This window comes from Agromyces fucosus (genome assembly GCF_004134865.1).
Lineage (GTDB): Bacteria > Actinomycetota > Actinomycetes > Actinomycetales > Microbacteriaceae > Agromyces > Agromyces fucosus.
In genome coordinates this window covers 371,283-392,158 of sequence record NZ_SDPO01000004.1, presented here as the reverse complement: position 1 = coordinate 392,158, position 20,876 = coordinate 371,283, and the positions used below count along the sequence as shown (strand labels likewise).

Sequence of the window (20,876 nt, the reverse complement as noted above, 5' to 3'; positions counted from 1 at the left end):
AGCTCGAGGCAGCGCAGGCACGGCCCGTCGCCCGGCTCGATGAGCGGGCCGACGCGCGCGCCCTCGTCGTCGAACACGACCGCGAGGTGCGGCACGTCGGCACGCAGCCACGGCAGGTGCCGGGCGGGCGAGACCACCCAGGTCGCGGCGATGACCGCGAGCGCCACGTCCTCGGCCGCGAGCGCATCGTCATCGGCGCGCACCGGCTCGTAGCCGAGCATCGTGAGGTGCTCGGCGAGGCGGTCGGCGATCTCGCGCGGTGCGTCCACGGCGATGCGATGTCGCGGTCGAGCGGATGCCGCGGCATCCGTCACCGCTTCGAACGCCGGGGCGAGCAGCTCGAGCAATGCCCGCACGTCGTCGGGAGTGCCGCCGAGGGCCGTGCCGATGGTTTCGAGGGTCGAGGTCGATGCGCCGTGCCGGAGCGCCGAGATGAGCCCCGTCTCGAACGCGCCGGGATCGTGCAGCACGACGCGCGGCGTGGCACCGAACTGCAACTCGGTGGGGGAGCGCCATACGATGGGCAGGACCGGGTCGATGCGCGGGGACATGCCGAGAGCATGCCGGAATCGCGCGCCGATCCGCGGAATCCCTCCACAGGTTCGCGCGCGCGGGAACGGCTCGGCCTGCGAGTCGTTCAGCGCGGCGGCTCAGCCCGCGTTCAGCTCGGGGGTTCTTCGCCGTCTTCGCCGGGCGCCGCCGGCGTCTCTCCGCGGAGCAGCTGTTCGAGGGCCTGGTCGAACTCGTCGTCGGCCTCGGTGGTCTCGGTGCCCGTGAGGCGAGCGATGAGGCCCGTGGGGTCGTCGAGGTCTTCGGCGGTCGGCAGCAGGTCGGGATGCGACCAGAGGGCGTCGCGCGCCTCGACGCCCACCGCATCGGTGACCGCGCGCCACATGGCGGTCGCCTCGCGAAGGCGGCGTGGCCGCAGTTCGAGGCCGACGAGGGTCGCGAAGGCCGACTCGGCCGGACCGCCCGAAGCGCGGCGGCGACGGATCGTCTCGGCGATGGCGACGGACTTCGGCAGTCGAGCCGTGGCATCGGCGGTCGCCGCGTCGACCCAGCCCTCGACGAGCGCGAGCATCGTCTCGAGACGTGCGAGCGCCGCTTGCTGCGACTCGCTCTTCGCGCGGATCAGCGCACCGTTGACGACGGCGTTGCGCAGCTCTTCGGTGTTCGACGGGTCGAAGCCCTCTGCGAGCTCCTCGAGCCGGTCGGTGTCGATGTCGATGCCGCGGGCGAACGCCGTGATGGCGGTGATGAGGTGGAGGCGCAGCCAGCGCGCGTGCCGGAAGAGGCGCGCGTGGGCGAGCTCGCGAACGGCGAGGTAGAGCTCGATCTGATCGGTCGGGATGTCGAGGTCGTTGCCGAACTCCGCGGCGTTCTGCGGCAGGATCGCGGCACGGCCGTCGTCGAGGAGGGGGATGCCGATGTCTCCGCCCGAGACGACCTCGGTGGCGAGCTGGCCGACGACCTGGCCGAGCTGCATCGCGAACAGTGCTCCGCCGATGCCGCGCATCATGCGGCTCGCGCCCTCGATCATCGAGCGCATCTCTTCGGGAGCCTGCTCGCTCATGACCCGCGTGAGCGCGTCGGAGATCGAGAGGGCGACGGGCTCTGCCAGCTGGGACCAGATCGGCATCGTGGCGGCGACCCACGCGCGTCGCGTCATGAGCTCGGGAGTGGTGGGCAGTGCGCCGAAGTCGACGGCCTCGTCGAGCCACAGCGAGGCGACCTGGAAGGCCTGGTCGAACCGCGCTCGCTCGTCGTCGCCGACCTGGAGCTGGCCGCTCGCGGCGCGCTCCTCTCCCTGCTTGACCGCCACGCCCCAGTCGATGCCGTCGTCGGCCTTGTTCATCGCCTGCTGCAATTGCGAGAACAGTGCTGCCAGGCTCGCCGGGTCGTTGGGCAGGCCTGCTGCGCCCGCGAGGCTCGACGGATCGATGCCGCCGCCGCCCGAGAGCATCTCGCGGAGCATCTCGCGGAACTCGTCTTCGGGGCTCCGGTCGTCGGGCTCATCTTGCCGATCGGCCACTTTCGCCACCTCCCAGTCGCGTCTGGTTCAACCGTAACGCGGGGGCACGGCGGAGTGTCTGGGAAATGGCCTAGGCTGGGCGTTCCGGGTGTCCGCCCTTCGCGAACAGGGCCGGCACGCGAGTTCGAACACCGCCCGGAAGGATGTCGGTTGAGCATCTTCGACGACGAGACCCCAGGGTCGGACCACACCTCAGCGCCAGACCAGTCCCGCTGGAAGTCCGAGCCGAACGAGGGGCGTCGCCCACTGCGCGAGCGCATCGGATGGATCGCGATCACGGTCGCGATCGTGATCGGCGTGATCTTCGCGTTCATGCCGTCGCCCTACGTGATCGAGCAGCCCGGTCCCGTCTACGACACCCTCGGCGTCGCCGAGAACGGAGACGACGAAGAGGTGCCGCTCATCGAGATCCCCGATGAGACCACCTACCCCACCGACGGCGAGCTCAACCTCCTCACGGTCTCGGTCGTCGGTCGCCCCGGCCAGACGCCGAACTGGCTCGAGGTGCTGGCCGCGTGGTTCGATCGCACGCGCTCCGTCATCCCGGTCGAGGCGATCTTCCCGCCGGGCATCAGCAGCGAAGACCGCGACGCCCAGAACCAAGCCGCCATGGTCGACTCCCAACAAGACGCGATCGCGGCCGCGCTCGTCGAGCTCGACTACGACTTCCCGCGCGAGGTGACGGTCGCCGGGCTCCTCGAGGGCTCGCCCGCCGACGGCATCCTCGAAGAGGGAGACGTCATCGTCTCGTTCGACGGCACCGACGTGAACTCGATCACCGAACTCCAGACGGCGGTGCGCGAGCACGGCACGGATGCCCCGGCGCAGGTCGACATCATCCGCGACGGCGCCCCGCTGACCGTCGAGGTGACCCCCGTCGACCGCGACGGCACGGCCGTCATCGGCGTGGGCGTGCGCATGGTCTACGAGTTCCCGATCGACGTCGAGCTGCAACTCGACGACGTCGGCGGCCCGAGCGCCGGCATGATGTTCGCGCTCGGCATCGTCGACAAGCTCACGCCCGGGCCAATGACGGGCGGCGAGATCTTCGCGGGCACGGGCACCATCGACTCGGCCGGCCGGGTCGGACCCATCGGAGGCATCCGCCAGAAGCTCTGGGGCGCCGAGCGCGCCGGTGCCGACTGGTTCCTCGCCCCCGAGTCGAACTGCGACGAAGTGAGTGGCAACGTGCCCGACGGCGTAACGGTGTTCGCCGTGAAGACCCTCGACGAGGCCCGCACGATCGTCGAAGACGTCGCCGACGGCGACGTGACGGGGTCCTACCCCTCCTGTCCCGCCTGAACAGGCGATTCAAAGGAACGCAACTCTAGGATGGAATCCCGATCCCATCCCGACCGAACACGAGGCCGAGAGTGTCAGCACAGCCGCAAGAACCGAGGATCCCGCGCAGGCGCGCCCCGATCGCGATCACGATCGGCGTCGTTGCCGCGCTCGTCGTCGCGTTCTTCGCCTTCGCCGGCATCTACGCCGACGTGCTCTGGTACGACCAGCTCGGCTTCCTCTCGGTGCTCACCACCGAGTGGATCGCACGCATCGTGCTCTTCCTCGTCGGCTTCGTGGCCATGGCGCTGCCCGTCTGGGGATCCATCCAGATCGCCTATCGTTCGCGTCCCGTCTACGCGAAGCTGAACTCGCAGCTCGACCGCTACCAAGAGGTGTTCGAGCCGCTGCGCCGGCTCGCGATGTACGGCATCCCGGTGGTGCTCGGCATCTTCGCCGGCGTCTCGGCGTCGAGCCGCTGGGAGGGCACCCTCGCGTGGCTGAACCGCACGCCGTTCGGCACGACCGACCCGCAGTTCGGGTTCGACGTCGGCTTCTACGTGTTCGAGCTGCCGTTCTACCGCTCCGTCGTGGGCTTCGCCTCCGCCGTCGTGCTGCTGTCGCTGCTGCTCGTCATCGCCACGAACTACCTCTACGGCGCGCTCCGCGTGAGCGGTCGCGAGATCGTCATCTCGAAGTCGGCGCGTATCCAGATCGCGGTGACCGCCGGCATCTACCTGCTGCTGCAGGCCGTCAGCATCTGGCTCGACCAGTACGCGACGGTGACCGAGACCGGCTCCCTCATCACGGGTGCCTCCTACACCGACGTCAACGCCACGATCCCGGGCCGGGGCATCCTCGCCGCGATCGCCGCGGTCGTCGCCGTGCTCTTCTTCATCACCGCGATCATCGGGCGCTGGCGCCTGCCCCTCGTCGGCACGGCGCTGCTCGTGGTCTCGAGCCTGCTGATCGGCTCCCTCTACCCCTGGGTCATCCAGCGCTTCCAGGTCGACCCGAGCGCGCGTTCGCTCGAGGAGCCGTACATCCAGCGCAACATCGACCTCACTCGAGACGCGTACGGCATCGCCGACGTCGAGGAGATCCCGTTCGAGGCGAAGACCGATGCCGAGCAGGGTGCGCTGCGAGAAGACGCCGCGACGACGGCGAGCATCCGCCTGATGGACCCGCTCGTGATCGGCCCGGCATTCCAGCAGCTCGAGCAGTTCCGCCAGTACTACCAGTTCCCGTCGGCCCTCGACGTCGACCGGTACGAGATCGACGGCGCCTCGCAAGACACGGTCGTCGCGGTGCGCGACGTGAACCTCTCGGGCCTCGGCGACGCCGAGACCTGGTTCAACTCGCACCTCGTCTACACGCACGGCTACGGACTGGTCGCCGCTGCGGGCAACCAGCGCTCGGTCGACGGCCAGCCGGTGTTCCTGCAGTCCGGCATTCCCTCGTCGGGCGTGCTCGGCGACTTCCAGCCGCGCGTGTACTTCGGCGAGAATTCGCCCGCGTACTCGATCGTCGGTGCGCCGAAGGACGCGAAGCCAATCGAGCTCGACTATCCGTCGGGCTCCGAGGGCGCCGACCAGACGCAGACGACCTTCGCGGGCGACGGCGGTCCCAAGCTCGACAACGCCTTCACGAAGCTCGTGTACGCGCTGAAGTTCCAGTCCGAGCAGATCTTCCTCTCCGACCAGGTCACGACCGACTCGCAGATCCTCTACGACCGCGACCCCGTGCAGCGCGTGCAGAAGGTCGCCCCGTACCTGACGCTCGATTCCGACACCTACCCGTCGGTCGTCGACGGCAAGGTCGTCTGGATCGTCGACGGGTACACCCTCTCCGACCAGTACCCGTACTCCAACAAGGTCAGCATGAGCGAGGCGATCGCCGACAGCGAGACGCAAGCGCCGACGCTCGCCTTCGACGAGGTCAACTACATCCGCAACTCGGTGAAGGCCACGGTCGACGCGTACGACGGCACCGTGACGCTCTACGCGTGGGACGAGAAGGACCCGATCCTCCAGACCTGGCAGAAGGTCTTCCCGACGACGCTCGAACCGATGAGCAAGATGTCGGGCGACCTCATGAGCCACGTGCGCTACCCGTCCGACCTGTTCAAGGTGCAGCGTGAGGTGCTCGGCCGCTACCACGTGACCGAAGCGGTTCCGTTCTACTCGCGTGAAGACGCGTGGACGACGCCGAAGGACCCGACCGCCGACACCGGCAGCACGCTGCTGCAGCCGCCGTACTACCTGACGATGCAGATGCCCGGTCAAGACGAGCCGGCATACTCGCTCTACTCGACCTTCATCCCCGAGGCGCGCGGCGAGCAGAGCCGCAACGTCCTGCGCGGCTATCTCGCGGTCGACGCCGATGCCGGTGCCACCGACGGCGAACGCGCCGACGGGTACGGCAAGCTCAGGCTGCTGACGCTGCCCGAAGACGACAACGTGCCAGGCCCCGGTCAGGTGCAGGCCAAGTTCAACTCCGACCCGACGGTCTCGCAATCGCTGAACCTGCTGAAGCAGGGTCAGTCGAACGTGATCAACGGCAACCTGCTGACGGTGCCGGTGGGCGGCGGCCTCCTCTACGTGCAACCCGTCTACGTCGAGTCGACCGGCAACACGAGCTATCCGCTGCTGCAGAAGGTGCTCGTCGCCTTCGGCGACCAGATCGCCTTCCAGGACACGCTCGACCTCGCGCTCGACGTGCTCTTCGGCGGCGACTCGGGTGCCGATGCCGGTGACAACGAGGTGGATCCGGGCGCGACGCCGCCGCCGACCGAGGAGGGCGGCGAGACGCCGACCGATCCGACGGCGCCGAGCGATGAGGTGCAGGCGCTGCTGAACCAGGCGTCGCAGGCGCTGAAGAACAAGCAGGCCGCGCTCGCTGCCGGCGACTGGGCTGCGTACGGCGCCGCCGACGCGCAGCTCGCCGAGATCATCGCGAAGCTGCTCGAAGCCACCAAGGCGGAGTGACGTGGGCGTCGACCTGCGCGGAGGCGAGTGGCTCGACGACAATCTCGCGAACTGGGACGAACGCGTCGCGGTGCACGTGGCATCCGAGATGTACGACCGCACCCGGCTCCGCGAGGGCGGCGACGTGCTCGACCCGATCGTGCGGGAGACGCTCGACCGGCTCTATCCGAACGGCCTCGAGGGTGTGCGGGTGCTGCACCTGCAGTGCCACTTCGGCTCCGATACCCTGTCGCTCGCGAATCTCGGCGCCACCGTCGTCGGTATCGACTTCTCGCCGCAGGCGGTCGCCGAGGCGCGCCGCATCGCCGAAGAGCTCGAGCTCTCGCACCGCGCCCGGTTCATCGAGGCGAACGTCTACGATGCCCGCCACATGCTGCCCGAGCCCGAGTCGTTCGACCTCGTGTTCACCTCGTGGGGCACGATCGGCTGGCTTCCGGATGTCGCGGAGTGGGCGCGCATCGTCGCGTGGTTCGTGAAGCCCGGCGGCCGGTTCGTCTTCGCCGACGGGCACCCCGCCGCGTTCGTGTTCGACGGCGACGGCGGGCCCGGCGGCCTGCCGGTGTTCGCCTACCCGTACTCGAACGAGTCGCCCGACGTCATCGACGATTCCAGCGACTACGCCGACGCCGAGGCATCCCTCGCCAACGCATGCACGTGGGAGTGGATGCATCCGCTCGCCGAGGTCTTCGGGGCGCTCCGCGAGGCCGGCCTCGACGTCGAGACGTTCACCGAGCACTACCGCGTGCCGTGGCGCATCTTCCCGGCGACCGTCGAGGTGGGCGAGGGCATGTACGGCTGGCCCGCCGAGCAGTGGCTGCCGCTCTCGTACGAGCTCGTCGCGGTGCCGCGCACGCCATCGGCCTGAGCAGGTCGGCGCTCGTCGCGGCCACGGCCCCTGAACAGCACGGATGCCTCGGAGCGAGTCTGCTCCGAGGCATCCGCTGTTCTCCGGAATCAGTCGAGCGGGCCCTCCTCAGCTGACCGCAGGGCGTCGCCGAGTGCGCTGCCGAGCTCGCCCCGGTAGTCGCCCGAGAGGTCCCACCACATCGCGCCGCCGTAGCCCTGGGAGGCGAGCCACTCGGCCTTCGCGGTGACCGAGTTCGGGTCGTCGAGGCTCCACCACTGGCCGCTCGCGGCGTCGTACCGCCACGAGGCGCCGAGTGCGGGGTCGAAGTACGCCTCGCCGAGGTCGCGGATCTCGTAGTACGGCTTCGTGCCGAGCGAGGTGACCGCGGGGTCGGGAGTCCATCCGGCGCGGTCGCCGACTGTCACTCCGGTCCAGCCCTGCCCGTAGGCCGCGAGGCCGACGTTCAGCTGGTCGGGGCGGGCGCCGCCGGCGGTGTAGAGCGCGATGGCGTTGTCGATCGCGAGGCCCCAGTTGTTGGCGCCGTCGGGGTGCAGGTTGCCCTGGTGCCCGGTGTTGCCGGTCCATCCGCCGGCGTAGTCGTAGCCTTGCACGTTGAGCCAGTCGATCGAGTCGAAGAGGCGAGCGGTGTTCCAGCCGCCCGCGTTCGTGTTCCAGCCGCCGGCGGGGCCGAACGCGGTGAGCAGGTAGTCCTCGCCCGTCTCGGCGCCGTAGGCATCGAGTTGCGCGCGGAACTCCTCCATGAGCGCGAGGAAGTTCTCCTTGTCCTCGGGCTTCGCGTTCGCCGTCTCGCCGCCGTTGACGGGCCACTCCCAGTCGACGTCGATGCCGTCGAAGATGCCGGCCGCGGCGCCCGGGCCGCCGAGGGTGCCGACCTTCGGCAGGTCGCCCTTGAGGTAGACGTCGATGCACGAGGAGACGAGCGCGGCGCGGCTCTCGGGGGTGGATGCCGCCTCGGAGAAGTTGTCCGACCAGGTCCAGCCGCCGAGGGAGATGAGCACCTTCGTGTCGGGGCTGACCTCCTTCAGCTTCTTCAACTGATTGAAGTTGCCGGCGAGCCGCTGGTGCTTGTTCGCCTTGTCCTTCTTGCCGTCGACGGAGTCGGCCGCCGACACGAGCCGCAGGTAGTCGTTCTGGGCGTCGCCCTCGCCCGGGACATCCGTGATCTCGCACTTCAGGTTCGTCGTGACGTTGCCGAAGGCGTAGTTGATGTGGGTGACGTCATCGATGGCCCCCGTGCGCAGGAGGTCCTCGATCTGGTAGTCGCGGGTGACCGGGGTGTCCGCCATGAGGTAGCCGACGGAGCGGTAGCCGTTGATGTCGGCCGGGCCGCCGGAGCCGGCGTGATCGTGGTGGCCCTGGCCATGGCCGCCGTTTCCGTGGGCGAGTGCGGGGGAGACCGCCGAAGCGGCGATGAGCGCGGCGGCGGCGGCCGTGACGGCCGCTCCGCGGAGCAGGTGGCGTGGTGACATTGAATCCTCATCGATCGTCGTCGGAGCCGTGCTGGGTGAACGGTTGCGGTGAACCTAGCAAGCTCGGATCGAGTTTGGAAAGATTCCTAACAAAGAATGGGGGATCGGGTGCAGCTCGCGGCGGGATCGTTGCGGATTCCTCCATCGAATCGGGCGAACTGTGCAGTCCGTGCACACCTCTTCGGGTGCGTGAAAGCGGATGCCGCGGCATCCGCCGCTCGTTTCATCACCTCCTCCGCCTCGATTCGACGGGGCCCGACACTCGTGATAGAGTTTCTTCTTGTGCCGCGGGGTGGAGCAGTTCGGTAGCTCGCTGGGCTCATAACCCAGAGGTCGTAGGTTCAAATCCTGCCCCCGCAACCAAACGTTCGTCAGAACGCACAAGAAATCCCGGTCTCGAACGAGGCCGGGATTTCTGCGTTTGCGGCGTTCCATGACGGCCCCTCCCTCGTCCCGTGACCGGATGTTGCGGTCGGCGGCGATCCGTGACGGAGCCGCTGGCGATGCAGGCTCGCAGGCATGACAGTGGCGACATGACGACACTCGACGCCACTGCCACCGCCACCGCCGCTACTCCTGCCACCACCGCCAAGTTTGATCGCGCGGCCTTCGCCCGCGAGTGGGAGGACTGGCACCGCGACCACGAGGCCCGTCGGGCCGACCCGCACGGCTTCCTCGCCGTGACCGCGATCCACTGGCTCGACGAGACGCCCACCCGCTACGACGGCATCCCGGGCAACTGGTGGACGGATGCCACGGGGCCCGTCGTCGAACTCGACGACGGCGAGTCCCTCGTGGCAGCCGACGGCACGGGCATCACGGGGCGCCACGCCTTCGGTCCGATCGTCGAGCGCGGCGGTGTCGTGGTGCGAGCCGGTGACGTCGCCGTCGAGGTGGCGCGCCGCGGTGGCCGCGACATCGTGCGACCTCGCGACCCCTCGAACCCCTACCTGGCGCGCTTCACGGGCACGCCCACCTACCTGCCGAACCCGCGCTGGCTCGCTCGCGGGCGGTTCGTCCCCGCCGAGACGGCACGCGAGGTCACGGTCGGCTCGGCCGCCGAGGGCCTGCAGCACGTCTACGAGGTGCCCGGCGAGGTGGAGTTCGAGCTGCGCGGCGAGACCTTCCGGCTCGTCGCGTTCAACGGCCACGCGCCCGGAACGCTCACCGTGCTCTTCACCGACGCCACGAGCGGGCTCACCACCTACGCAGCCAATCGCTCCCTCGAGATCGACGCTCCCGACGCCGACGGCGGCGTGCTGCTCGACTTCAACCGAGCCGTGAACCTGCCCTGCGCCTACACCGACCACGCCACGTGCCCACTGCCGCCCGCGGGCAACCGGCTGCCCGTCGGCATCGAGGCTGGCGAGAAGACGCCGATCGAACGCGACGTCGCTGACATCGCCTGACCTTCGAGCGGAGAGAATCCATGCGCTTCCAGATCCTCGATATCGTCCCGTACGTTCGGAACCCGCTCACCGGCCGGCTCGTGAGCCCGGCGGAACGGCTCGACCAGACCGTCGAGTTCGCCGGCCGGGCCGAGCGCCTCGGCTTCGACGCCTTCGCGGTGGGGGAGCGCCACGCGGGACACTTCCTCTCGTCGTCGCCCACCGTGCTGCTCGGTGCGATCGCGGCCGTGACGTCGACCATCCGACTTCAGACGGGGGTGACCGTGCTGTCGGTGCTCGACCCGGTGCGCGTCGCCGAGGACTACGCGACCATCGACCAGCTCTCGCGCGGGCGCCTCGACCTCACGATCGGCAAGGGCAACGAGGCGGCGCAGTTCCCGCTCTTCGGGCTCGAGATCGACGACCAGTGGGAGCTCCTCGCCGACCGGTACGCGTTGCTGCGACGGCTCTGGCGTGAGACCGACGTCGACTGGGAGGCGACGCCGTACACGCGTGCGCAGCGCGGCACCACGACGCTGCCGCGGCCGTACGCCGGGGCGCCGCGGGTGTGGCACGGGTCGGCGACCACGCTCGCCTCGGCTGCACTGGCCGCGCGCTGGGGCGACCCGCTGTTCAGTGCGAACGCGATCCAGCCGCTGCGCAACTACGCGGTGCTCGTGCAGCACTACCGCGACGAGGTCGCCCGTCACGGCCACGATCCGCGGTTCGCGTACGTGGGGGCCGGCGCCGGTGCGCTGTTCATCGCCGACACGACGCAGCAGGCGCGCGAGCTGTACGGCCCGGTCTACGAAGCGCTCGTCGCGGCGACGAACGTGCCTGGCAACAACTCGACGTTCCGCGACATCGACCACGCGATCGCCGAGGGGCCCGCGCTCGTCGGCAGCCCGCAGCAGGTCATCGACAAGATCGGCCGCTTCCACGGCGCACTCGGGCACGACCTGCAGTCGATCAGCCTGCCGACGACACTGCCGGTCGAGCAGCAGGTCGAGCTCATCGAGCGGTTCGCGGCCGAGGTCGCGCCCGTCGCGCGGCGCGAGTTCCCGAGCACGCTCTGGGGGCCCGGAGATCCGTATGCGCTGCGGCCGGCGGTCGGCGGCGGCGTCGAAGCGGATGCCGCGGCCGTCGTCGAGGCCGCCTCGGCGCCCGTTGGCCGACTCGCCGAGTCTCGAGGAGCGGCCCGGTGAGCGGCGTGTCAGGTGTCGCCCGTAGGATCGAGGATCGATGAGCGACACCCAGCAGACACAGGTGCGTCTCGCACGACCCGACGACTACGACGAGGTCGCCGCCCTGTCGCTTCGCGCCTACGAGCTCGACTACGAGATCTCCGACGGATACCGCGCCTCGATCCTCGCCGTCGGCGATCGCGCCGCCGAGCACGAGGTGTGGGTCGCCGCGGATGCCGCGACGGGCGCCCTGCTCGGTTCCGTCGCGACGCCTCGGCCGGGCCGCACCATCTCCCCGCTCGCGGAGCCCGGCGAACTCGACTTCCGGCTGCTCGCCGTCGACCCGTCGGCTCGCGGACGCGGTGTCGGCGCGCTCCTCACCCGCCATGTCATCGAACTCGCCCGGCAGCGTGGGCTCGACCGGGTCGTCATGAACAGCGGCCCGCAGATGGTGGGGGCGCACGCGCTCTACGAGAAGCTGGGGTTCACCCGCCTCACCGACCGCGAGCGCGAGATCGTCGACGGGGGCCGCACATTCCGGCTGCTCGCGTTCACCATCGACGTGCACGCCGGAGCTGAGGCCGGGCGCGACGAGCTCGGCGTCGCCTCATGAACGCGCTCGACACCGACGTCGTGGTGATCGGCGGGGGAGCGATGGGCTCCTCGGCCGCGTGGAACCTCGCGCGCCGCGGTCGCGAGGTCACCCTGCTCGAACGCTTCGCGCCGGGCCATCGCAACGGCGCCTCGCACGGTGCCTCCCGCAACTTCAACCTCGCGTACGCCGAGCCCGCACACGTCGCCATGCTGCTCGAGTCGCAGCTCGAGTGGCGCGAGCTCGAGGCCGAGACGGGCACCGCGATCCTCGACCAGGTGGGCCTCGTCGACCACGGGCGCAATCCCGGCCACGACCACGTGCACGCCGCGCTCGCCGCGGCCGGCATCCCGAGCGAGTTCCTGCCGCCCGAAGAGGCGGGGCGACGCTGGCCGGGCCTGCGATTCACGACGAGGGCCCTGCACCTGCCGACGGCCGGTCGTCTGAACGCGGATGCCGCGGTGCGGGCGTTCCAGTCGGCGGCGGCCGCTCGCGGAGCCGACGTCCGGCATGAGACCCCCGTGCGCAGCATCCGCGTGCTCGACGACGACCGCGTGCAGGTCGAGACCGATCGCGGAACGATCACGGCCCGCCGCGCAGTGGTGGCCGTCGGCGGCTGGACCTCGAAGCTGCTCGGCGGCCTCGTCGCCCTGCCGCGCCTCGTCGTCACGCAGGAGCAGCCCGCGCACTTCGCTGTGCGCGACGAGACGATCACCTGGCCGGGATTCAACCACCATCCGGGTGCCGACGACGACTGGTGGTACTCGGGCACCTACGGCATGTTCACCCCAGGCGAGGGCGTCAAGGCCGGATGGCACGGGGTCGGCCCCGTGGTCGATCCCGACCGGCGCGACTACGAGGCCGAGCCCGTGCAGTTCGCGGCGCTCCGCCGGTACGCCCGCGAATGGCTGCCCGGCGTCGACGCCGACGTCGCGACCCCGATCAGCTGCACGTACACGACCACGCCCGACTCGACCTTCGTGCTCGACGCCTCGGGGCCGATCACGGTCGGCGCCGGCTTCTCGGGGCACGGCTTCAAGTTCACGCCCGCGGTCGGCCGCATCCTCGCCGACCTGGCCGACGGGCGTCCGTCGTCGGGCATCTTCCGACTGGGGCGATTCACCACAGCCTGAACCGGCACCGCCTGCGCCGGCGTAGGAGTTCGCCACATGCCGACGACGGAATTCGTCATGTGTCGATCCGTGAAGGCCGCCATTCCGACGTTCTCGCGTCGGAGTTGACGTGGGGTGACGCTATCGGTCGCCCCATGAATCACCCCGTTGCCCCGCCCTTCGCCGCTCCGTAGCTTCGACTCGACCCGCTCCATCTCGGCAGCGGAATGCATCGACGAGCAGGACGGAGTGAGCGATGACCACCCAGTTGAGCGTGCGGCACGTGAGCGCGGACGACACGTTGGCGAAGCCGTTGCTCGCCGACCTCGAGCGCGAGTACGACGGCCGCTACGGCGACTTCTTCGGCGAACGTGCGAGCACGGAGCTGACCCGATATCCGGCGTCGGACTTCGCGCCGCCCCACGGCGCGTTCCTCGTCATCCTGGACGACGGCGAGCCGATCGCGGGCGGTGCGTTCAAGCGGTTCGACGACCGCACCGCCGAACTCAAGCGCGTGTGGACGCACCCCGATCATCGTGGCCGCGGCCTCGGTCGACGGGTCGTCGCCGAACTCGAGGCCGTCGCGCGGAGCCGCGGCTACACCGCCGTGACGCTCACGACCGGGCCGCGCCAGCCCGAAGCCGTCGCGCTGTACCTGGCGAGCGGGTACACGCCTCGCTTCGACCCGTCGCTCCCGGCCGACCAGATCGGCATCCACGCGTTCGACAAGGCGCTCGTCACCGAAGGAGTCCGCGCATGAGCCGCATCGTCGCCCCCCGATCCGAGACCACGGCGCATCCGGCAGGAACGGCGACGCCCACGAGTGACGCGGATGCCGCGACCGGCGAGGCGACGTCGGCGAGCGAGCGACCGGCGGATGCCTCGGCGGACTCCGGGGCGCAGGCCGGCCCCACGGGCGGCCGGCCGGACGCCGGCCTCCGGGTCGTGCCCGTCAAGCACTGGGGTCGCTGGGCGTTCTCTGCGATCGTCGCATTCGTCATCCTCCAGTTCCTGTGGTCGCTCGCGACGAACCCGCAGTGGCAATGGGACGTGTTCGCGGAGTACTTCTTCGCACCGTCGGTGATCAACGGCCTGTGGCTGACGCTCGGTCTCACGGTCGTCTCGGGCGTCGCGGGCTTCGTGCTCGGCGCCGTGCTCGCCGTCTTCCGCCTGTCGAAGTCGCCGCTGCTGAACGCGGCGGCATGGTGGTACGTCTGGTTCTTCCGGTCCGTGCCGCTCGTCGTGCAGATCCTCGTCTGGTACAACCTCGGATACCTGTATCCGACGCTCGGACTCGGCACGCCGTTCACCACGGACTTCTGGATCGTCGAGTTCCCCACGACGACGCTCATCAGCGCGTTCGCCGCGGCGGCCATCGGCCTGTCGCTGCACCAGGCCGCCTATTCGGCCGAGATCATCCGGGCCGGCATCCTCTCGGTCGACCAGGGCCAGCTCGAGGCCGCCGGCGCGCTCGGCCTGCCCCGCAGCATCCGCTTCTTCCGCATCACGCTGCCGCAGGCCGCTCGGGCCATCGTGCCGAACGCCTTCAACGAGATCATCGGGCTCGTGAAGGGCACCTCGGTCGTGTTCATCGTCGCGCTGCCCGAGCTGTTCTACACCGTGCAGGTCATCTACAACCGCAACCAGCGCGTCATCCCGCTGCTGCTCGTGGCGGTCGTCTGGTACGCCCTCATCACGACGGTGCTCTCGATCGCCCAGTACTACGTGGAGCGACGCTACGCCCGCGGTTCGGTGCGCGAGCTGCCGCCGACGCCCGTGCAACGGGCCCGGCGCTGGGTCGCGGAGCACTGGAACCGGCTCGGCGACGGGCAGACCTCGGCCGACCCGCCGCCCGCTCGACCCGCCCCCGCACGACCCGAACCCGCCGTGTCGGCCGCTGCTGCGGCATCCGACCAGTCCCGCACCGGAGGTGCCGCATGACCAGCACGACGCTCACGCCATCGTTCGACGAGCAGTACGTCGCGACACGGAAGGTCGCGACCGTCGGCCGCGTCGAGATCTCGGACGTCACCAAGTCCTACGGTGCGAACACGGTGCTCCGCGACGTCTCCCTCGCGATCGAGCCCGGCCAGGTCGTGGCGCTGATCGGGCCGTCGGGGTCGGGCAAGTCGACCCTGCTGCGGGCGATCAACCACCTCGAGACCGTCGACCGAGGATCGGTGACGGTCGACGGGCAGTACATCGGGTACGAGCGGAGGGGCGACACGCTCCACGAACTGCGCGAGGCCGAGATCCTTCGGCGACGCACCCAGGTCGGACTCGTCTTCCAGAACTTCAACCTGTTCCCGCACCTCACGGCGATCGAGAACATCATCGAGGCGCCGGTCGCGCACAAGCGGCTCACGAGGCCGGATGCTCGCGCGCTGGCCGAGGGCCTGCTCGCACGGGTCGGCCTCGCCGACAAGGCGGACCACTACCCGAGGCAGCTGTCGGGCGGCCAGCAGCAGCGCGTCGCGATCGCGAGGGCGCTCGCGCTGTCGCCCAAGGTGCTGCTGTTCGACGAACCGACCTCGGCGCTCGATCCCGAACTCGTCGGCGAGGTGCTCGACGTCATCCGCGGCCTCGCCCGCGACGGGACGACGCTCGTGATCGTCACGCACGAGATCGGATTCGCCCGTGAGGTCGCCGATCGCATCGTGTTCCTCGATCACGGCGAGATCGTCGAGCAGGGAACCCCCGGCCAGGTGCTGCGGAACGCCCGGCACCGTCGCACCCGCGACTTCCTCGCGAAGGTGCTCTAGACCAGAGCGCCCGGCGAGGAGGACCCGGTGCCCGCATCGCACTGCAGGCACCGGGCGAATCCGAGAAACCGACCCGGCTATCGGACGGAACCAACACTAGGAGAGTCCTCTCATGGCAATCAACAAGAAGCAGCTGGGGGTGATCGTCGCGGGCGTCGCGGCCATCGCCATCATCGGCGGCGGCGTCGTCTGGGCGGTCGGCGCCGGCAACTCCGCCGCGGCCGAGGATGCGGCGTCCGGCAGCACCGAGGAGCAGGTGCAGGCGGCGTCGCAGTTCGACCTCACGTCGCAGAACGCCGAAGACCGGCCCACGGTCGAGCCCGTGCAGGCCGCGGTCGACGCGCTCGAGGCGAGCGGGTTCACGCCCATCGAGGCCGGCAAGCTCACCGTGGCGATCTCGCCGTTCGCGGCGCCGCTCGGCGTGCTCGCCTCGGACGACGACGCCACGATCATCGGTGCCGAGGCGGACTTCGGCTCGCTCGTCGCCGACGGCCTCGGCCTCGAGTACAACCCGGTCGCCGTGAACTGGGCCGACTGGCCGCTCGGCATCCAGTCGGGCAAGTACGACCTCGTCGCGTCGAACGTCACGGTCACCGAGGAGCGCAAGGAGCTCTACGACTTCGCGAGCTACCGTCAGGACCTGCTCGGCTTCTACGTGCAGGCCGACAGCGACATCGACGCGATCGAGAGCGCAGCGGACATCTCGGGCCTGAAGATCGTCGTCGGCTCGGGGACCAACCAGGAGAAGATCCTGCTCGCCTGGAACGCCGAACTCGAGGAGGGCGGCGACGCGCCGGCCGAGCTCGTGTACTACGACGACCAGGCGGCATCGGACCTCGCGCTGTCGTCGGGCCGCGTCGACGCCTCGTTCGGGCCGAACGCGACCGCGGCGTACCGCGCCGCGACGACCGGCGAGACGAAGCTCGTCGGCACCTTGAACGGCGGATGGCCCGAGACCGCGCCGATCGCGACGGGAACGCTGAAGGGCAACGGGCTCATCGAGCCGGTGCAGCTCGTGCTGCAGTCGATCATCGACGACGGCACCTACCAGGAGGTCCTCGATCGCTGGGCGCTGACCACGGAGGCCGTGGAGGAGTCGGAGATCAACCCGCCGGGGCTGCCGAAGTCCGAGTAGCAGCCTGAGAACGACGGATGCCGCGTGGCCGATGGGCCACGCGGCATCCGTTCGTTCGCGTTCGCAGTTCAGGCGCTCGTGAGAGCCTCCCGATCGTGGGCGGTACGGGCGCCCTCGGCGAGATCCGCTGCGTCGGCGAGGCCGGATGCTCCCGCCCCCGACCAGGCGTCGGCGAGCAGCCGGTACGACGCGACTCGTGCGTCGTGGTCGTGCGTGATCGTCGTGACGAGCAGCTCGTCGGCGCCGGTGACGCGCTGGAGGGTCTCGAGCAGCCCGACGACGGTCTCGGGGGAGCCGACGAAGCGCGTGTCGAGCCGGTCCTGCACGGCGGTGAGCTCGATGGAGGCGAGTGCGGAGTCGGGCAGGGCCTCCTCCGGGCGCGGGTACGGCACGGCGCCCTGGCCCTCGCGGATCGAGAGCACCCACTCGGCGTAGCCTGCCGCGATGCGGTGCGCCTCGGCGTCGGTCTCGGCGACGACGACGTCGACCGACACGATCGTGTGCGGTCGGTCGAGCCCTGCCGACGGCTGGAAGTGCGCGCGGTACTCCGCCAGCGACTCGATGACCCCGCTGGGCGCGACATGGTAGTTGGCGCCGTAGGGAAGGCCGAGGCGCCCGGCGATGCGGGCGCTCTCCCCGGCGGTCGAGCCGTGGATCCAGACCTGCACGCCGCTGCCCTCGGCGGGCTGCACGGTGACGGCGATGCCGTCGCCCTCGTAGTCTCCGGCGAAGAAGGCCAGCAGGTCGTCGACCGTGTCGGCGAACCGCGCGGCGTCGCCGGGCTCCCGCCCGAGGAGCCGTCCCTGCAGCGCGAAGCGCGCTCGGTCGGTGTGGAACGGGCGCACCGGGGGCACGACGAGGCCTTCGACGATGCGGTTGACGAGGGCCCCGGATGCCGCGACCGCGGGCTCCGCAGCCGGCGCTGCGGCCGGCGGTGAGGCGGCCGGAGCTGACGCCGCGGCCCCCGCCGATGCCGGGGGCGGGAACCCCGAGCGGCCGAGCCCGAGGTCGACCCGGTCGGGCCACAGCGACGCGACGGTGCCGAACGCCTCGGCCACCTGAAGCGGCTCGTAATTGCCGAGGATCGTCGCGGCGGTGCCGACACGGATTCGCTCGGTCGCGCCGGCGATGATGCCGAGCAGGGTGTGCGGCGCCGACCCGGCGACGCCGGGGTTCAGGTGGTGCTCGGCCAGCCAGTAGCGGGCGTACCCGAACGCCTCGGCGTGCCGCGCGAGGTCGATCGAGTTGCGCAGCGCTCCGCCCGCGGTGTCACCGTCGGCGATGGGCACGAGGTCGAGCACCGCGAGCGGCACGCGCCTCGCGCGCGGCCCGCGGCCCGCGGCATCCGTCGACTCAACCGACACGACGCACCTCCTCGGCGATCTGGGTGGGTTCCGGCAGCCCGAGCGTGCGGCGCAGGGTCGCGCCCTCCTCGTACTCGGTGCGGTATACCCCGCGCTCCTGCAGCTCGGGGATGACCCGCTCGACGAACTCGTCGAGGCCGTGCGGCGAGGTGGTGCCGACGATGACGAAGCCGTCGGTCGCGCGCTCCTGCACGTAGCGGTCGAGCTCACGGGCGACGCTTGCGGGCGTGCCGACGAACGACTGGCGTCCGGTGACCGCGATGACGAGCTCGCGGATGCTGAGCCCCTCGGCCTCCGACCTGGCTCGCCAGGCTCGGGCGACCTGCACGGCGTTGGGATAGCGCGGTGCCCAGCCCTTGGTGATCGACGCCTCGGGATCGGGGTCGAACTCGGGGAGCGGCCCATCGGGGTCGCGGTCGGAGAGATCGACGCCCCAGACCTGCTCGAGCACCGTGATCGCGGTCTTCGGTCCGACCTGCGCGAGCGCGTCCTCGCGGGCCCGCTCCGCGGCCTCGGCCTCGGTGTCGCCGAGGGCGAAGGTGACGGCGGGCAGGATCTTCAGCGAGTCCTCGGTGCGGCCACGGCCGGCGAGCCGGCCCTTCACGTCGCGGTAGAACTGCTGCGCCTCCTCGAACACGCTGTGCCGCGAGAAGATGACCTCGGCGTGATCGGCGGCGAAGTCGCGGCCATCGGCCGAGTCGCCCGCCTGCACGATCACGGGATATCGCTGCGGGCTGCGCGGCACGTTGAACCGGCCCGCCACGTCGAACTGCGGCCCGTGATGCGCGAACGGCTCGATCGCGTCGTCGGCGAGGAAGCGCCCGCTCGCGCGGTCGGCCACGACGGCGTCGGGCGACCAGCTGTCCCACAGCTCCTTCGCCACGCTGACGAACTCCGAGGCGCGCGAGTAGCGATCGCCGTGGTCGAGGTAGCCGCCACGGCGGAAGTTCGCGCCGTGGAACGCATCCGAGCTCGTCACGACGTTCCAGCCGGCCCGGCCGTTCGAGAGGTGGTCGAGCGTCGCGAGCTGGCGGGCGAGCTCATAGGGCTCGTTGAACGTGGCACTCAGCGTGCCGACGAGGCCGATGTGGTGGGTGACCGCCGCCAGCGCGGCGAGCACCGCGAGGGTGTTCGGGCGGCCGACGACGTCGAGTTCGTGGATCCGCCCCTTGTGCTCGCGGAGCCGCAGCCCCTCGGCGAGGAACAGGTAGTCGAACCGGCCGCGCTCAGCGGTGCTGGCGAAGTGCTCGAAGGCGGCGAAGTCGATCTGGCTGCGCTGCAGCGGGTCGTTCCAGACGGTCGTGTTGTTGACGCCCGGGAAGTGGGCGGCCAGGTGGACCTGGCGGGGTGTCGTCGTCATGCTGCGGTCTCCTCCACGGCGTAGCGGTTGGCGGGGCGCTCGAACCCGAGGCGTTCGCGCAGGGTCGCCCCCGGGGCATCCGCTCGGTCGAATGCGGGCAGCACCCATTCGGCGAGCTGCTCGAGGTCGCGAGTGAGGCGGGCGGGGCGCAGTCGCACGCCGTCGTAGCCGGCGTCGGTCCAGGCGCCGATGCGCTCGACGAGTGCCTCGGGCGTGCCGGCGAAGATGAGGGCGTCGGATGTCGCCGGCGCGCCGTGCTCGGCGTCGAGGCGTTCGAGCGCGGCGGTCGCCAGCTCGGGCGTCGCCTCGAGCAGCACGACGACGTCGGCGAGCACCGAGAGCGGCCGGCCCGTGCGGCCGACCCGCAGTTCGGCGTTGCGCACCTCGTCGAGGATCGATCTCGCCTGGCTGTCGTCGTGCGGCGTGACGAAGACGAGGTCTGCGCTCGTCGCGGCGAGCTCGTACGGAATCGTCTGGTGCGCGAGCGCGGTCACGAGCGGCTGGCCCTGCGGTGATCGCGGGGTGATCGATGGGCCCTTCACCGAGAACTGCGCGCCCTCGAAGTCGGCGTAGTGCAGCTTGTCGCGGTCGACGAAGCGCGCGGTCGCGGCATCCCGGATGATGGCGTCGTCCTCCCAGCCGTCCCAGAGGCGCCGCACGACCTCGACCGCGTCGCGGGCCTCGTCGAACAGTTCGCGGAGGAGGGCGGAGTCGCCCCGGCGCACCGCTTCGAGGTCGAGGGGCGCGAGGGTCCGGCGACCGAAGTGACGCGCCTCGTGCGCCGCGCCCGAGACCTGCACGCGCCATCCCGCACGCCCGCGGCTCGCGAAGTCGAGCGTCTGCAGGCCGGTCGCGACGTGGAACGGCTCCGTGTGCGTGGTCGTCACCGTCGGCACGAGCCCGATGCGGGTCGTCGTCGGCGCGATGAAGGAGGCGATGAGGAGGGCGTCGAGGCGGCCGCGCACCTCGTCGGTCCGGTCGTCGGCGGCGCCGAACGCCGCTGACTGCAGGCCGAGGGCGTCCTCGATCGTGAGGAAGTCGACGCCGGCTCGTTCGGCGGTGCGTGCGAGGTCGATCCAGTAGCCGGTGCTGAAGAGTTCCGTTGGTCGCGCCGAGGGGTCGCGCCACGCGGCCGGGTGCCAGCCGGCGCCGTCGAGGGCGACTGCGATGGTCGTTCGTCGTGTCATGGCGGCCACTCTCCGCCCGGTATCCGATCACTGCAACGGCGCCCGTCACGGGGCGCCGTCGATCGCAACATCCCTTCACGCAGGATGCCGCGGGGCGGATCGCGCGCGTCATCCGCCGTCGCATTCGCTCACATCGCTTCACGGCGCGTCACGCG

At 70.5% G+C, this 20,876-nt stretch carries 16 protein-coding genes and 1 tRNA gene; 12 read left to right on the top strand and 5 right to left on the bottom strand.

Features of this window, described 5'->3' with window-relative positions; all coding sequences use genetic code 11:
* Nucleotides 1-661: 661 nt before the first annotated feature.
* A complete protein-coding gene (locus ESP57_RS17290) occupies nucleotides 662-2,032 on the bottom strand; it encodes a zinc-dependent metalloprotease (RefSeq protein WP_056014408.1) in 1,371 nt (456 codons plus the stop codon).
* A gap of 150 nt (nucleotides 2,033-2,182) precedes the next feature.
* Between ESP57_RS17290 and ESP57_RS17285 the strand changes: the two genes are divergently transcribed.
* The 3 genes from ESP57_RS17285 (at nucleotide 2,183) to ESP57_RS17275 (ending at nucleotide 7,165) form a co-directional block, all read left to right on the top strand.
* Nucleotides 2,183-3,334, top strand: a complete 1,152-nt coding sequence (locus ESP57_RS17285; protein WP_243648573.1) for a YlbL family protein — start codon at nucleotides 2,183-2,185, stop codon at nucleotides 3,332-3,334.
* Between the two features lie 71 nt (nucleotides 3,335-3,405).
* Nucleotides 3,406-6,300, top strand: coding sequence for a UPF0182 family membrane protein (locus tag ESP57_RS17280; protein WP_129232373.1), 2,895 nt, complete (start codon nucleotides 3,406-3,408; stop codon nucleotides 6,298-6,300).
* A gap of 1 nt (nucleotide 6,301) precedes the next feature.
* Nucleotides 6,302-7,165: a class I SAM-dependent methyltransferase gene (locus ESP57_RS17275; protein WP_129232372.1), complete on the top strand. Its 864-nt coding sequence runs from the start codon at nucleotides 6,302-6,304 to the stop codon at nucleotides 7,163-7,165.
* Nucleotides 7,166-7,254: 89 nt separating this feature from the next.
* On the opposite strand, the gene ESP57_RS17270 is transcribed toward ESP57_RS17275, so the two are convergent.
* On the bottom strand, nucleotides 7,255-8,637 hold the full coding sequence (locus ESP57_RS17270; protein WP_129232371.1) for a glycoside hydrolase family 18 protein: 1,383 nt from the start codon (nucleotides 8,635-8,637) through the stop codon (nucleotides 7,255-7,257).
* A 286-nt stretch (nucleotides 8,638-8,923) separates the two neighbouring features.
* Here ESP57_RS17270 and ESP57_RS17265 point away from each other — a divergent pair.
* The 9 genes from ESP57_RS17265 to ESP57_RS17225 all read left to right on the top strand — a co-directional run bounded on the left by ESP57_RS17265 (nucleotide 8,924) and on the right by ESP57_RS17225 (nucleotide 16,810).
* Nucleotides 8,924-9,000 (top strand) — tRNA-Met (locus ESP57_RS17265).
* 170 nt (nucleotides 9,001-9,170) lie between these two features.
* A complete protein-coding gene (locus ESP57_RS17260; protein ID WP_129232370.1) occupies nucleotides 9,171-10,046 on the top strand; it encodes a DUF1684 domain-containing protein in 876 nt (291 codons plus the stop codon).
* A gap of 20 nt (nucleotides 10,047-10,066) precedes the next feature.
* Nucleotides 10,067-11,230, top strand: coding sequence for an LLM class flavin-dependent oxidoreductase (locus ESP57_RS17255; protein ID WP_129232369.1), 1,164 nt, complete (start codon nucleotides 10,067-10,069; stop codon nucleotides 11,228-11,230).
* Between the two features lie 37 nt (nucleotides 11,231-11,267).
* The gene (locus ESP57_RS17250) at nucleotides 11,268-11,822 is read left to right on the top strand and encodes a GNAT family N-acetyltransferase (protein ID WP_129232368.1); all 555 of its coding nucleotides are present in this window, start codon (nucleotides 11,268-11,270) and stop codon (nucleotides 11,820-11,822) included.
* Entirely contained in the window at nucleotides 11,819-12,934 is a 1,116-nt protein-coding gene (locus ESP57_RS17245) for an FAD-dependent oxidoreductase (protein ID WP_129232367.1), read from the top strand. The genes ESP57_RS17250 and ESP57_RS17245 overlap by 4 nt, the downstream gene beginning before the upstream one ends.
* A gap of 235 nt (nucleotides 12,935-13,169) precedes the next feature.
* Entirely contained in the window at nucleotides 13,170-13,673 is a 504-nt protein-coding gene (locus tag ESP57_RS17240) for a GNAT family N-acetyltransferase (RefSeq protein WP_129232366.1), read from the top strand.
* On the top strand, nucleotides 13,670-14,854 hold the full coding sequence (locus ESP57_RS17235) for an amino acid ABC transporter permease (protein WP_129232365.1): 1,185 nt from the start codon (nucleotides 13,670-13,672) through the stop codon (nucleotides 14,852-14,854). The genes ESP57_RS17240 and ESP57_RS17235 overlap by 4 nt, the downstream gene beginning before the upstream one ends.
* Nucleotides 14,851-15,675: an amino acid ABC transporter ATP-binding protein gene (locus ESP57_RS17230; RefSeq protein WP_115962130.1), complete on the top strand. Its 825-nt coding sequence runs from the start codon at nucleotides 14,851-14,853 to the stop codon at nucleotides 15,673-15,675. Before ESP57_RS17235 ends, ESP57_RS17230 begins: the two co-directional genes overlap by 4 nt.
* A gap of 112 nt (nucleotides 15,676-15,787) precedes the next feature.
* The gene (locus ESP57_RS17225; RefSeq protein ID WP_056014382.1) at nucleotides 15,788-16,810 is read left to right on the top strand and encodes an ABC transporter substrate-binding protein; all 1,023 of its coding nucleotides are present in this window, start codon (nucleotides 15,788-15,790) and stop codon (nucleotides 16,808-16,810) included.
* A gap of 68 nt (nucleotides 16,811-16,878) precedes the next feature.
* On the opposite strand, the gene ESP57_RS17220 is transcribed toward ESP57_RS17225, so the two are convergent.
* Genes ESP57_RS17220 through ESP57_RS17210 form a run of 3 tightly spaced genes read right to left on the bottom strand, consistent with a single transcriptional unit; the run spans nucleotide 16,879 to nucleotide 20,721 of the window.
* Nucleotides 16,879-18,174 (bottom strand): LLM class flavin-dependent oxidoreductase, encoded by a 1,296-nt coding sequence (locus tag ESP57_RS17220; RefSeq protein ID WP_207904580.1) that lies wholly within the window; start codon nucleotides 18,172-18,174, stop codon nucleotides 16,879-16,881.
* Nucleotides 18,164-19,534 carry an NtaA/DmoA family FMN-dependent monooxygenase gene (locus ESP57_RS17215; protein WP_129232364.1) on the bottom strand — a complete coding sequence of 457 codons (1,371 nt, stop codon included), beginning with the start codon at nucleotides 19,532-19,534 and terminating at the stop codon, nucleotides 18,164-18,166. Before ESP57_RS17215 ends, ESP57_RS17220 begins: the two co-directional genes overlap by 11 nt.
* Nucleotides 19,531-20,721, bottom strand: a complete 1,191-nt coding sequence (locus tag ESP57_RS17210; RefSeq protein ID WP_115962139.1) for an LLM class flavin-dependent oxidoreductase — start codon at nucleotides 20,719-20,721, stop codon at nucleotides 19,531-19,533. The genes ESP57_RS17215 and ESP57_RS17210 overlap by 4 nt, the downstream gene beginning before the upstream one ends.
* Nucleotides 20,722-20,876: the final 155 nt, after the last annotated feature.